The organism is Microbacterium sp. Kw_RZR3 (genome assembly GCF_029222405.1).
In the GTDB taxonomy this organism is placed as follows: domain Bacteria; phylum Actinomycetota; class Actinomycetes; order Actinomycetales; family Microbacteriaceae; genus Microbacterium.
Map to the genome: position 1 here is coordinate 22,692 of NZ_JARHXC010000078.1, position 12,053 is coordinate 34,744.

At 69.1% G+C, this 12,053-nt stretch carries 11 protein-coding genes; 7 read left to right on the plus strand and 4 right to left on the minus strand.

What is annotated here, in order from left to right; genetic code table 11:
* Window positions 1-57: 57 nt before the first annotated feature.
* A complete protein-coding gene (locus P2P98_RS04150) occupies window positions 58-801 on the plus strand; it encodes a YcnI family protein (protein ID WP_275797491.1) in 744 nt (247 codons plus the stop codon).
* A gap of 8 nt (window positions 802-809) precedes the next feature.
* Window positions 810-1,382: a copper resistance CopC family protein gene (locus tag P2P98_RS04155; protein WP_275797493.1), complete on the plus strand. Its 573-nt coding sequence runs from the start codon at window positions 810-812 to the stop codon at window positions 1,380-1,382.
* A gap of 280 nt (window positions 1,383-1,662) precedes the next feature.
* Here the strand turns inward: P2P98_RS04155 and P2P98_RS04160 are convergent, their stop codons facing one another.
* The 4 genes from P2P98_RS04160 to P2P98_RS04175 all read right to left on the minus strand — a co-directional run bounded on the left by P2P98_RS04160 (window position 1,663) and on the right by P2P98_RS04175 (window position 5,625).
* Window positions 1,663-2,538 (minus strand): neutral zinc metallopeptidase, encoded by an 876-nt coding sequence (locus P2P98_RS04160; protein WP_275797495.1) that lies wholly within the window; start codon window positions 2,536-2,538, stop codon window positions 1,663-1,665.
* A 64-nt stretch (window positions 2,539-2,602) separates the two neighbouring features.
* Window positions 2,603-3,124, minus strand: a complete 522-nt coding sequence (locus P2P98_RS04165; RefSeq protein ID WP_275797497.1) for a hypothetical protein — start codon at window positions 3,122-3,124, stop codon at window positions 2,603-2,605.
* A 38-nt stretch (window positions 3,125-3,162) separates the two neighbouring features.
* Window positions 3,163-4,377 carry an amidohydrolase gene (locus P2P98_RS04170; RefSeq protein WP_275797499.1) on the minus strand — a complete coding sequence of 405 codons (1,215 nt, stop codon included), beginning with the start codon at window positions 4,375-4,377 and terminating at the stop codon, window positions 3,163-3,165.
* 69 nt (window positions 4,378-4,446) lie between these two features.
* Entirely contained in the window at window positions 4,447-5,625 is a 1,179-nt protein-coding gene (locus P2P98_RS04175) for an AAA family ATPase (protein ID WP_275797501.1), read from the minus strand.
* Window positions 5,626-5,775: 150 nt separating this feature from the next.
* On the opposite strand from P2P98_RS04175, the gene P2P98_RS04180 reads away from it, so the two are divergent.
* From P2P98_RS04180 to P2P98_RS04200, 5 genes are all read left to right on the plus strand, one after another.
* On the plus strand, window positions 5,776-6,969 hold the full coding sequence (locus tag P2P98_RS04180) for an FAD-dependent oxidoreductase (protein WP_275797503.1): 1,194 nt from the start codon (window positions 5,776-5,778) through the stop codon (window positions 6,967-6,969).
* Window positions 6,970-7,202: 233 nt separating this feature from the next.
* Window positions 7,203-7,997, plus strand: coding sequence for an IclR family transcriptional regulator (locus P2P98_RS04185; RefSeq protein ID WP_275797505.1), 795 nt, complete (start codon window positions 7,203-7,205; stop codon window positions 7,995-7,997).
* Window positions 7,998-8,074: 77 nt separating this feature from the next.
* Window positions 8,075-9,613: a sugar ABC transporter ATP-binding protein gene (locus P2P98_RS04190; RefSeq protein ID WP_275797507.1), complete on the plus strand. Its 1,539-nt coding sequence runs from the start codon at window positions 8,075-8,077 to the stop codon at window positions 9,611-9,613.
* The gene (locus P2P98_RS04195) at window positions 9,610-10,863 is read left to right on the plus strand and encodes a hypothetical protein (protein ID WP_275797509.1); all 1,254 of its coding nucleotides are present in this window, start codon (window positions 9,610-9,612) and stop codon (window positions 10,861-10,863) included. The genes P2P98_RS04190 and P2P98_RS04195 overlap by 4 nt, the downstream gene beginning before the upstream one ends.
* Window positions 10,860-12,047, plus strand: coding sequence for a substrate-binding domain-containing protein (locus P2P98_RS04200; RefSeq protein ID WP_275797511.1), 1,188 nt, complete (start codon window positions 10,860-10,862; stop codon window positions 12,045-12,047). Before P2P98_RS04195 ends, P2P98_RS04200 begins: the two co-directional genes overlap by 4 nt.
* Window positions 12,048-12,053 lie beyond the last annotated feature (6 nt).

Sequence of the window (12,053 nt, forward strand, 5' to 3'; positions counted from 1 at the left end):
CCCCTCATCCTCGCGCGACGCGAGTCGCTCGCGCGCGCCTTCGCAGAAAGCAGCACCATGTCTCGTTCTCCCTTCCTTCGCCGTGCCCTCGTGGGCCTCGCGGCGGGCGCCGTCCTCGCGATCGGCGTGCCGCTCGCGGCATCCGCTCACGTCACCGTCAACCCGAACACCGCGGCCCCCGGCAGCTACGCCACGGTCAACTTCCGCGTCCCGACCGAGTCGGAGACGGCCTCCACCGTCAAGCTCGAGGTGAGCCTGCCGACCGACACGCCGCTGAGTGCGGTGCTCGTGCAGCCCGTCCCGGGATGGACCGCCACCGTTGAGAAGGGCGCGCTCCCCGCGCCCGTCGAGGCGAACGGCAACACCGTCACCGACGCCCCGTTGAAGATCGTCTGGCAGGCCGACCCGGGTGTCGGGATCGGCCAGGACCAGTTCCAGATCTTCTCGGCCGTCCTCGGACCCGTGCCCGACGTCGGCCACCTCGTCCTGCCGGCGGTGCAGACCTATTCCGACGGGTCCGTCGTCGACTGGGCGGCGACCCCCGACCAGGTCGCGGCCGACTCCTCGCTCGAGCCCGCGCCGGTGCTCTACGTCAACGACACCCCGCCGACCGGTGAACACAGCCACGGCACGGCCTCGGCCGCTCCGTCGTCGACGGACCACGACATGGATGCCACGGCATCCGGTTCGTCGTCGGACTCGGGGACGGCGCTCGGTCTGAGCATCGCCGCCCTCGTCGTCGCGGCGATCGGTGCGGTGCTGGGCGCTCTCGCCTTCGCCCGTCGCCCGAAGCGCGGCTGAGCGTGCGCGTGTCGAAGGCCCTCGCGCGAACCGTCGCGATCGCGGCGATCGCGCTGGGCGCCGTGCTCGGCGGGGCTCAGGCGGCCTCGGCGCACGACAGCCTCGAGTCGACGTCGCCCTCCGCGGGCACGACCGTCTCATCGCTGTCGGAGGTGTCGCTCGACTTCAGCGCCAACCTGCTCGGCTACGACGGCGGCAACATCGTCATCGTGCTCGGGCCGGACGGTCAGCACTACGAGACCGACTGCGTGACCCTGTCGGGGCCGACCCTCACGGTTCCGGTGGCTCTGGGTGCTGCCGGGGAGTATCAGGTGGAGTGGCGCGCGGTCTCGTCCGACGGCCACCCCATCTCGGGGTCGTTCTCGTTCACCTCCACGGAGGCCGGTTCGTCGACGGGCCTCTCGCAGTCGCCCTGCGCCGACGCGGCCGGCGCGGGTCAGGCCACGGCTCCCGCGACCGAGACGCCCGCGAGCGGAGCACCGTCGGGGCTGACCCTGGGTCTCGTGATCGGCGGCGTGGTCGTCGTGCTCGTGGGCGTGCTGGTCGTGATCATTCTCCGGACGCGTTCGCGCGAGGAGTGACGCAGCGCCGCGGTGCCACCGTCTCGCGGAAGTGGGGCGGGGGCACCGCGGGTGGCGGGTGTCCTGCGGTGGGTTGCTCGGGTGGCGGGTGCCGTCAGGCGGAGTCCGGCCGGGGGTGGCCCGTGCCGTCAGGCGGAGTCGGGCGGGGACACGCCGGGGCGCGGCATCCTGGACCGGCGTGTCTCGCGCGAACTCCGCGCGACGGCCCAGCGCCTGCGCGGCCCGCACGACGGCCTGGCGCGCGCGACGCCCGAGGAGCGGAGGCTCCGGATGCCGCGACCTACAGGTCCTGCCCCGCCACCGCGAACGTGTCGCAGGCGTTCACGCCGCCCTCGCGTCCGGCGTCGAACCAGCGCTGGCGCTGCTCGCTCGATCCGTGCGTCCAGCTCTCGGGATTGATGCCGCGGCCCGACTCGGCCTGGATGTGGTCGTCGCCGACCGCAGCGGCCGCCGCGAGGGCATCACTGATCTGCTGCGACGTCGGCGGCTCGAGGTACGGCGTGCCGTTCTCGTCGACCTGCTCTCCGGCTGCGGCGACCCAGGCTCCGGCGAAGCAGTCGGCCTGCAGCTCGGTGCGCACGCCGTTGCTGTCGGGGCCGGTGCCATTGTTCGGGTGCTGTTCCATCACGCCGGTGAGGTTCTGCACGTGGTGGCCGTACTCGTGGGCGAGCACGTAGAGCTGCGCGAGCGGTCCCGCGGTCGTGTCGTACTGCTCGCGCAGGATCGCGAAGAAGGTCGGGTCGACGTACACGGTCTCGTCGGGCGGGCAGTAGAAGGGGCCGGTGGCGTTCGAAGCCGTGCCGCACGAGGTGCCCGTCGCCTGATCGACGATGATCAGCTGCGGTTCGCGATAGCCGTCGAGGCGTTCCTGCCAGAACTGATCGATGTTGAGGGATGCCGCGGCCAACCGGCACGAGTCGTCGCTGTTCGCGTCGGCACCCGTTTCGCAGTTGGCGATCGCCTCGCCGCCGCTCTCGGGGCCGGCCGCTGTCCCTCCGCCGATCAGACCGGTGAGATCAGTGCCGGTGAACAGCGAGAACAGCAGAACGACGACGGCGCCGAGGCCGACCGCCCCGCCTCCCACGGCGGCGACGGTCCCGCCACCTCGGCGTTTCGCTGAGTTGCCCCCGACGCGGGCGTTGTCGTTGAACGTCACGACCGTCACGGTACGCGCCGAGCGGCGCGCGGGCAGAGGCCTTGCGCGCGCGACCCCGCGTGGTTCAGCGCTGCGAGATCGGGTGCGTCTCGACCTCGAACTGCCCGAACGGCAGCGGTGACCACACCGAGTACGCGCTCCAGTCGTCGATCCGGAGCGTCGTGATCGCCCACCACCCCACCACCAAGCCGGTGAGGGTCACGATGACGATGACCATGCGCGCGTTGTTGACGATCCTGAGTGCATGGTCGACGTCGGTCGCCCGACCGAGGATGCGCGTGAGAGCCGTCACCACGATGACCGCGAGGATCACGAACACGAGCGGGCTCGGGCTCATCGTCACGGTGCCGCAGAGCGGTTCGATGTCGGTCGGTTTCCCGTCCGCCCCGAGGAATCCCTTGCCGTCGCTCGCGAGGCCTCCGGAACATCCGCCCTGCGATCCGCGCACGAACGCGCCGAGCAGGGCCGCCGCGACGATGCCCCAGATGACGAGAGACCGGATGCCGGCGATGATCGGCGCGCCCGGCAAGAGGCCGTCGCGGTCGTCGTCGGCGGTGATCTGGGCGTCCCTCTGCATCGCGCTCATCCCTCCACCCTTGCAGGCGAGGCGCGAGGCGTCGAGATTCAGTTCAGGAACTCCCGGGCCGCCACCACGAGGTTCTCGACCCCGCGGTCGATCGTCGGCTGCATCACCGGCGCGAAGAACGGCGAGTGATTCGTCGGGATGTCGCGCTCGATCGTGCCGCCGGCCAGGGCATCCGCGAAGGTCTGAGGGTCGACACCGCCCCAGAACCAGTAGACGAGGGGCACGCCCGCGTCGCGCGCGAACCACGAAACGTCTTCACTGCCCGTGAACATCCCCGGGTCGACGACGCTGGCCTCACCGAACGCCCGGCGAAAGGCCGCGGTCAGGCGGGCCGTGGCATCCGGATCGTTGATCGTCGGCGGCAGCGTGTGGTCGGTCGTGATGGTCGGGGTCTGCTCGGCGCCCGAGGCCTGCGCCTCGGCGCGGACGATGCGCTCGACCTTCTCGAGCACGCGGTCGCGCGCGGCGTCGTCGGGGTAGCGCAGGCTCAGCTCGAGCTTCGCCTCGGCGGGGATGATGTTGTTCTTCAGCCCCGCGTGGATCGAGCCGACGGTCACGACGGCGACGTCGCGCGGGTCGACCTCGCGCGACACGACGGTCTGCAGGCGCATGACGGTGGCCGCGGCCATGACGACCGGGTCGATCGTGGAGTGCGGGCGCGAGCCGTGTCCGCCGCGACCGTGCAGCACCACGGTGAGCCCGTCGGATGCCGCCATCTGGGTGCCCGGCCGCACCCCGATCGTGCCCGCCGGCAGCGGCGTGACGTGCTGACCGAGCACGATGTCGGGCTTCGGGTAGCGGTCCAGGATGCCGTCGTCAAGCATGGCTCGGGCACCCGCGCCGTACTCCTCGGCGGGCTGGAACACCGCGATGACGGTGCCCGACCACTCGTCGGTCGTCGCCACGAGCCGCTCGAGCGCGCCGATCATCGCGGTGACGTGCATGTCGTGCCCGCACGCGTGCATGACGGGAACGGCGTTGCCCGCCGGGTCGGTGCCGCGGGCGGTGCTGGCGTACGCGAGGCCCGTCTGCTCCTCGACGGGGAGTCCGTCGGTGTCGGCGCGAAGCCACACGACCGGACCGTCGCCGTTGTCGATCCGTGTCACGATGCCCGTGCGGCCGACCCCCTCTTCGAACTCGAGACCGAGGTCGGTCAGGTGCCGCGCGATCACGCCCGCCGTGCGCGTCTCCTGGAACGACAGCTCGGGGTGGGCGTGCAGGTCGATGTACAGATTCTCGAGGTCGACGCTCATGCCCCGAGCCTAGTTCGCCGGGTCTGGGCTCGGTCTGGGCGCCCCGGGATCCGACGAACTTGGAGAGTGTCAGTCGTCCAGATCGGTTTGGCGCCGGATGAAGCGATCCATGTTGGGGACGGTGAAGCTGACGAAGCCTCGGCGCTCGGCGTAGATGATCCCCTTTTCGATGAGCGACTGCCGTGCAGGACTGAGCGACGCGGGCGCGACGGAGAGGAACTCGGCAATCGCGGAGGTGCTGGCGACCTCGCCCCCCACCTCGACGATCGTTCGGAGGTAGAGCCGCTCCGATGGCGTCGTGCGATCCCAACGAGCAGGAAAAAACCCTTGGTCAAGTGCGGCGTTGCCTTCGGCGATGCCTGTGCGTGCGATCTCGAGATCGATGTGTCGATCAGGCGTGAGATCCCACACGGCCTTGCCGTACGTCTGGAGGAAGAACGGGTAGCCCTGGGCCTCATCGACGATCGCCTCGACGGCGTCATCGGAAAACCTTGCCCCAAGTTGCTCGGCGGGGCGGACGACGGCTTCTGCGGCGGAGGATCGCGACAGAGCGCCTACCTCGTGGAGTGAGAATCGCTCCGAGTAGGAGCGAGCCTCAGCGAGAGTGCGCCGGAGCGTAGGGAGTCCTGCGCCGATGACGTAAAAGGGCCAATCCGCTTGCGTCGCTTTGTGTTGCACCGCGAGCAGGGCCGTCAGGAGATCGTCGTCGAGGTCCTGCATCTCATCGACGAAGATGGCCAGCGCACTCTTGTTCTTCTGCAGCGGCTCTGCGAGGTCGGCAACGAGCTCCTCGAGATCCACTTCGATGAGCCCTGAATTGGCTCGGTGATCAGAGGGCTCGACTCCCAAGTTCAGCGATACCCCGGCAACTGTCAGTGCGAATGACGAGACCGTCGATACGGCGGCCTTCACATCGGATACTGCCGTCCGAAAGCGCGCCATTCTGCGCCCGGCCATCGCTACACCGCGGGCGAGCGACTGGCGCGAAACGAGTTGGCCCGCGGTTCCTGGGCGAGCCTCGAACTGCACCGTCAGCCACCCCGCTTGGTCGACGTTCCGTTGCAGTTCATTGAGGAGTACCGTCTTCCCAACGCCGCGCAGACCGTAAGTGATCAGGCCCCCGTCATTCCTGCGGGCGAGACTCTTGGCGACCATCAAGTCGACGAGATCGATCTCGGCCTCGCGCCCCACGAGTTCGGGTGGGCGAACTCCGGCACCGGGCCGGAACGGATTGAGTTCGTGGAGCATGTAGCGACTCTATGGTTATCTAAGCGCAATCTACCCATTCCGCTAGATTCGTCACCTGCCCTGGTGCAGAAAGTCACCTGTCCGCTACCCGATGCCGCGACGCCTCGCAACCCGTCCCGGCGGCCCAGGCGCGACGGCGAGGCTGGCGGCATGACCACGACTCACTTCGATCACCTCATCGTCGGCGGCGGCATGGTCGCGGACACGGCGGCGCGTGGCATCCGCGAGCTCGACGCCGACGGGTCGATCGGCATCCTGAGCGATGACGTCGACGCCCCCTACACGCGCCCCGCGCTCAGCAAGAAGCTGTGGACCGACGACGAGTTCACGTGGGAGAAGGTGCCGCTCGGCACCGCGGACGACACCGGCGCCGACATCCGGCTGCGCACGCGCGTGACGGCGATCCGCCCCGACGCCCGGGAAGTGGATGCCGACGGCCAGACGTACACGTACGGCACCCTCCTTCTCGCCACCGGCGGAAAGCCCGTGCCGCTCCCGATCGAGGACCGCTCGAACGGCGCGCGGGCGCTGACCTTCCGCACAGCCGAGGACTACCGCCGGCTGCGGTCCCTCGCCGACGAGGTCGACCGGATCGCCGTCGTCGGCGGCGGCTACATCGGCTCCGAGCTCGCCGCGGCTCTCGTGCAGAACGGCGTCGACACCGTGCTCATCCACACCGGCGCCGTCCTCGGCGACGCCGTGTTCCCCGCCGCGCTCGCCGAGAGGTTCGAGAAGCTGTTCCGCGATGCCGGTGTCGAGATCGTCGCCGGGTCGAAGGTCACCGGGGGTGAGGCGGATGCCACCGGCGCGCGCCTCGAACTCGAGAACGGCGACGTGGTCCGGTCCGATGCGGTGGTCAGCGGTCTCGGGATCGACGTCGCGACCGACCTGGCCGAGTCGGCGGGACTCACCGTCGATGACGGCATCGTCGTCGACGCGCAGCTGCGCACCTCGACGGACGGGGTCTGGGCCGCCGGTGACGTCGCGAGCTACCCCGACCGGATCCTCGGTCGCCGCCGTGTCGAGCACGTCGACAACGCGAACGAGCAGGGTCGGGCCGCGGGCCGCAACCTCGCGGGCGCCGCCGAGCCGTACACGCACACGCCCTACTACTACTCGGCGGTGTTCGGCATCCGGTACGAGGCGGTCGGGACCCTGGATGCCGCTCTCGACACCGTGGAGGACTGGATCGACCCCGAGCGCGGCATCGTCTACTACCTCGACGACGACCGTGTCGTCGGCGTGCTGCTGTGGAACGTCGAAGACGCGCGGGACGCGGCGCGGAAGGTGCTGGCCGAGGCCGGCACGCTCTCACGGGACGACCTCGCCGGGCGCATCCGCTGAGCCCGCCGACCCGGGGACCGACTGCGGCGATCACCCGCGTTCCGCAGAGGGAATGACGTTCACCACGAGGAACGAAGGAGGTCGGACCGTTCAGGCCGCCGCCAGGAACGTTGCGGGGAGGCGTGCCGCCTCATCGACGGTGTTGTCGATACGGTCGAGGTCTAGGACCCGGGGTGGGGTCGCAGCGTTTCGCGCCTCTTCTCGGTTCACGGGGCGGCGGAGAGGAGGGCAACATGTCCAACGATCGGACGGGAGCGGATCGAGACCCCGCGCCCGCGCTGACGCGGGGTGTGTACATCCTCCGCATCCTGGCCCAAGCGCAAGGAGAGCCGGTCGCCCTCGCCGATCTCGCGCGCACACTCGAAGCGGCCAAATCGTCGACGTCGTATCTGTGCACGGTTCTCGAGGAGGCGAACCTCATCCGCCGCGTCGGCAACGGTTACGTCCTCGGTCACGGAACGGTCGAACTGGGCGGGGCGTATCTGCGCTCGTTCAACGAGGTGCGCGAGTTCTACCGATTCTGTAACGAGGCCCCCACGCTGTCCGAGCAAGTGGTTCAGATGGCGATGCTGCAGGGATCGGACGTCATCTATCTCGCGCGACACGAGGGGCGGTCTCCTCTGCGATTGACGGCCAACCTCGGTGACAGATTCCCGGCGGCATCCACGGCGGTGGGCAACGCCCTGCTCGCCGTGCTCCCGGATGACGACATCGCCGACCGATTCCGCTACCCCCACGCGTTCCCGATGCGGACGTCCGAGAGCGTTCGCAACCTGTCGGAGCTGACGGCTCGACTCGAGCAGGTCCGAGAGCGTGGATACGCCATCGATGAAGGCGGGGTGCACCCGGGCATCTCCGGCGTCGCCGTGCGGATGCCGCCGCGCTCCAGTTCGTCCCCCGCGATCGCCATCGGCTGCTCCTTCCTGACCTCCGCGACCTCACCCCTGCAGCGGGAGGCGATCGTCGCTGAGCTTCGTGAACTCGAGCGGCTTCTCGAGAACCCCATGCAACCTCGCGAGAACACGTAACCGTTCACTCTGTTGAACCACGTTCACCCTGGTGATACTGTCGCACCCAGGACAGGCACACATCAAGGGAGATGTTCGTGGTGCATGAACCCACATCGTTCGAGCAGGCATCGCTGCTCAACATTTCAGGACTGACGAAGTCGTTCTACGCCACGCGTGCGGTGGACGACGTGTCGTTCTCGGTCGACCAGGGTGAGATCGTGGCCCTCCTCGGCGAAAACGGGGCAGGCAAGTCGACCGTCATCAAAATGCTGGCGGACGTATACAAGCCGGATGCCGGCGAGATCACCATCCTGGGCGCGGCCGCCACGCCGACCGTGCGTAAGCAGATCTCGTTCGTCCACCAGAACCTCGGCCTCATCGAGTGGATGACGGTCGCCGAGAACATCGCTCTCGGTCTGGGGTATCCCCGCAACAGGCTCGGCTTCATCAGCACGCACCAGATGAACGCGCAAGCAGCGGAGGTCTTGTCGAGCGTCGGCGGCGGAATCGATCCTGAGCAGCGCATCTTCGACCTGCCACGCGCCGAGCGCAGCCTGCTCGCGATCGCTCGCGGCCTGGTCAGCAAGCCGAAGCTCCTCGTGCTCGACGAACCGACGGCATCGCTGCCCGCCGCCGACGTGGAGCGGCTGTTCTCGGTCCTTCGAACCCTTCGCGACAGCGGCGTGGGAATGATCTATGTCTCGCACCGCCTCGACGAGGTCTACCAGATCAGCCAGCGCGCCGTCGTCATGCGCAACGGTCGCGTGGTGGCCGACCGACCGGTCTCGCAGATCAGCCCCGAAGAGCTCGTCGAGCTCATCGTCGGACGCGAGACGACGGTTCCGCGCATCAATGAGCCGGGCACCGAGACGCGACTCGCTCTGGAGTCGTTCCGAGTCGACGGGACAGAGCCCATCAGCCTGCACGTGCGCTCGGGCGAGATCCTCGCGATCTGCGGTCTGCGCGGCGCGGGGCAGGAGGCGCTCGGCCGGGCCATCGCGGGCGCCACCCGCCCGCAGGCGGGCACGATGACCCTCGACGGAGCGCCGTTCCGCCCGCGCACACCGCGCGACGCCGTCGACGCGGGCGTTGCCTTCGCTACCTCCAACCGTGAGTCGGAGTCCGTGGGTGCGGGTCTGTCGGTCAGCGAGAACCTCTTCCTCAACCCGGCGGTCTGGGGGCGTCGTGCGTGGCAACCCCGCACGGCTCGGACCGAGTCCGTCGAGGCATCCGCGATCCTCGCCCCGTATCAGATCCGTCCCGATGACCCGGAGCTTCCCCTCGACACGTTCTCGGGCGGCAACCAGCAGAAGGTGATCCTTGCCCGCTGTTTCGGGCGTGGACGCGCCGTCGTCATCCTCGAGGAACCCACCATGGGCGTCGACGTCGGAGCCAAGGCCGAGATCTACGAACTCCTCGGCCGCGTGGTCGAACAAGGCACCGGCGCGATCGTCGTCTCCACCGACATGGAGGAAGTCGCCAAGATCGCCCACCGCGCGATCGTGCTCGGACGCGGCCGCGTCGTCGCGGAACTCACCGGTGACGACGTCACCATCCCCAACCTCATCTCGGCGGCCTCCGATCTCGGACGCGTCTCCTACGCCGACCCCTCATCCCAGGAGAGTGCAGCATGACCATGAACACGTCCGTCAAATCGACGGCGCTGGAGCCCGGGAGGGGTGCGAGCTTCTGGAACAAGCTCACCAGCAACTACGGGATGGTGCTGCTCACCATCGGCCTCTTCGTCCTGTTCGCAGCGCTGCGACCCGACACGTTCGCCTCGCTGCTGAACTTCCAGCTGCTCGCGTCGAGCAAGGCCGTTCTGCTCATCCTGGCGATCGCCGTCACCATCCCGATGGTGACCGGCAAGATCGACCTCAGCATCGGTTACGGTGTGGGCCTCTGGCAGGTGATGGCCCTTTCCTGGCAGATCGAGGGCCTCGACTACCGACTCGTCATCGTTCTCGTCATCGTCGGAGGCGGGGTCATCGGCCTCCTGAACGCTCTCCTCGTCGAACTCGCCCAGGTCGACGCGTTCATCGCGACGCTCGCCACCGGCCAGGTCATCTTCGCTGTCACCTACTGGTACACCGGCGGACGCCAGGTCACGGACTCCGACGGTGCGCGCGCCGTCGCCTTCGACGAGCTCTCGCGCTGGAGTCTCGGCCCGATCCCCGGCCCGTTCGTCATCGCCATCGTGCTGGCGCTCGTCGTCTGGATCGTTCTCGACTACTTCCCCGTCGGACGTTACCTGTACGCCGTCGGCGCCAACCCCGCGGCCGCAACGCTGACCGGCATCGCACGCCGCAAGTACGTCGTGGGCGCGATGGTCGCGTCGGGCATGCTCACCGGCGTCGCCGGCATCTTGCTCGCATCCCGTCAAGCGGGCGTGGCCCAGGCCAACATCGGACCCGAGTACCTTCTGCCCGCGTTGGCGGCCGCCTTCCTCGGCTCGACCACCATCCGTCCGGGTCGCGTGAACGGGCTGGGCACGATCCTCGGCGTGACCATCGCGACGATCGGAATCTCCGGCCTCCAGCAGCTCTTCCCCGGGCAGTTCTACCTCGAGCCGCTCTTCAACGGCCTCACCCTGGTCGCGGCGATCACGATCGCCTCCCTCGCCACGCGCCGGCGCACCACGAGGGCGGATGCCGCCCCGCTGACCGACGGTTCCACAACATCCGGCACCGGCTCACCCGGCACCGGCTCACCCGGCACCGGCTCACCCGGCACCGGCTCACCCGGCACCGGCTCACCCGGCACCGGCTCACCCGGCACCGGCTCACCCGGCACCGGCTCACCCGGCACCGTCCCCGAAACCTCCGACGTCACCCCGTCCGAGAGCACTACCCGCACCACCACAGCACGAAAGGACATCTCATGACCATCACCTCGAAGCGGCGCGTCCTGCTGGCAGCACTGGCGCTGCCCGTCGCCCTGACCCTGGGTCTCACCGCCTGCTCCAGCGGCTCCGTCGGCAACGCGAGCGGCAGCGGCGGCGACGCCGCCTCGGCAGCCCCGGAGCAGGACTTCTCCTCGATCCTCCCCACCGGCGACGCCGTCGAGTTCTCGAAGGAACTCGTCGAGAAGAGCCTCACCGCCAGCGAGGGCTTCACCCCGCCCGGCACCGGACCGACGGCGCAGAAGCCCGGCGCCCGCATCGCGTACGTCGGCAGCGACCTCACCAACGGCGGGATCAACACCGTCGGCGAGGGCGTCGCCGAGGCGGCCGCGGCCATCGGCTGGTCCGTGGACTCGTACGACGGCAAGGCCTCGGCGCAGGGCCGCTCCGACGCCCTGAACCAGGCGATCGCCGCCCAGCCCGCCGCGATCATCCTCGGAGGCTTCGACCCGACCGAGCAGGCAGCCACCATCGCCTCGGCCGAAAGTGCCGGCATCCCCGTCATCGGCTGGCACGCCGGTCCCGCGACCGGCCCCGGCAACGGTCTGTTCACCAACGTCACCACCGACCCCCTGACCGTGTCGCAGCTCGCCGGCGCCTACGCCGTCGCCGACTCGAACGGCACCGCGGGAGCAGCCATCTTCACCGACGGCCAGTACGACATCGCCGTGCTCAAAGCGGATGCCATGAAGGCGTACATCGAGGCGTGCAGCGGTTGCTCGGTGCTGTCGTACCAGGACTCGCCCATCGCCGAGGCCGACCAGCGCATGCCCGGCCTGATCTCGAACCTGCTGCAGGAGAACGGCGACAAGCTCACCTACCTGATGGCCATCAACGGCAACTACTTCGGCGGGGCGCAGCAGGCTCTCCGCGCCGCCGGCAAGGACCCCGCCGGCACGCCGAAGTCCGTCGCCGCGGGTGACGGGGACGCCGCTGAGTTCCAGCGCATCCGTTCGGTCGACTACCAGGCGGCGACCGTCGCCGAGCCCCTGCTGCTGCAGGGCTGGCAGCTCATCGACGAAGCCAACCGCGCCCTCGCGGGCGAGGAGTGGTCGGGCTTCGTCGCCGCTCCCGCCCTGATCACGAAGCAGAACGTCCCCACCGGTGACACATACGACCCGGCCAGCGGTTACCGCGACATCTACAAGAAGGTCTGGGGCAAGTAACACCCC

Excerpts from the sequence above, each read along its gene's own strand:
- P2P98_RS04180 (WP_275797503.1), top strand. The coding sequence starts at position 5,776 with ATGACCACGACTCACTTCGATCACCTCATCGTCGGCGGCGGCATGGTC.
- P2P98_RS04185 (WP_275797505.1), top strand. The coding sequence starts at position 7,203 with ATGTCCAACGATCGGACGGGAGCGGATCGAGACCCCGCGCCCGCGCTG.
- P2P98_RS04170 (WP_275797499.1), bottom strand. The coding sequence starts at position 4,377 with ATGAGCGTCGACCTCGAGAATCTGTACATCGACCTGCACGCCCACCCC.
- P2P98_RS04165 (WP_275797497.1), bottom strand. The coding sequence starts at position 3,124 with ATGAGCGCGATGCAGAGGGACGCCCAGATCACCGCCGACGACGACCGC.
- P2P98_RS04175 (WP_275797501.1), bottom strand. The coding sequence starts at position 5,625 with ATGCTCCACGAACTCAATCCGTTCCGGCCCGGTGCCGGAGTTCGCCCA.
- P2P98_RS04200 (WP_275797511.1), top strand. The coding sequence starts at position 10,860 with ATGACCATCACCTCGAAGCGGCGCGTCCTGCTGGCAGCACTGGCGCTG.
- P2P98_RS04150 (WP_275797491.1), top strand. The coding sequence starts at position 58 with ATGTCTCGTTCTCCCTTCCTTCGCCGTGCCCTCGTGGGCCTCGCGGCG.
- P2P98_RS04195 (WP_275797509.1), top strand. The coding sequence starts at position 9,610 with ATGACCATGAACACGTCCGTCAAATCGACGGCGCTGGAGCCCGGGAGG.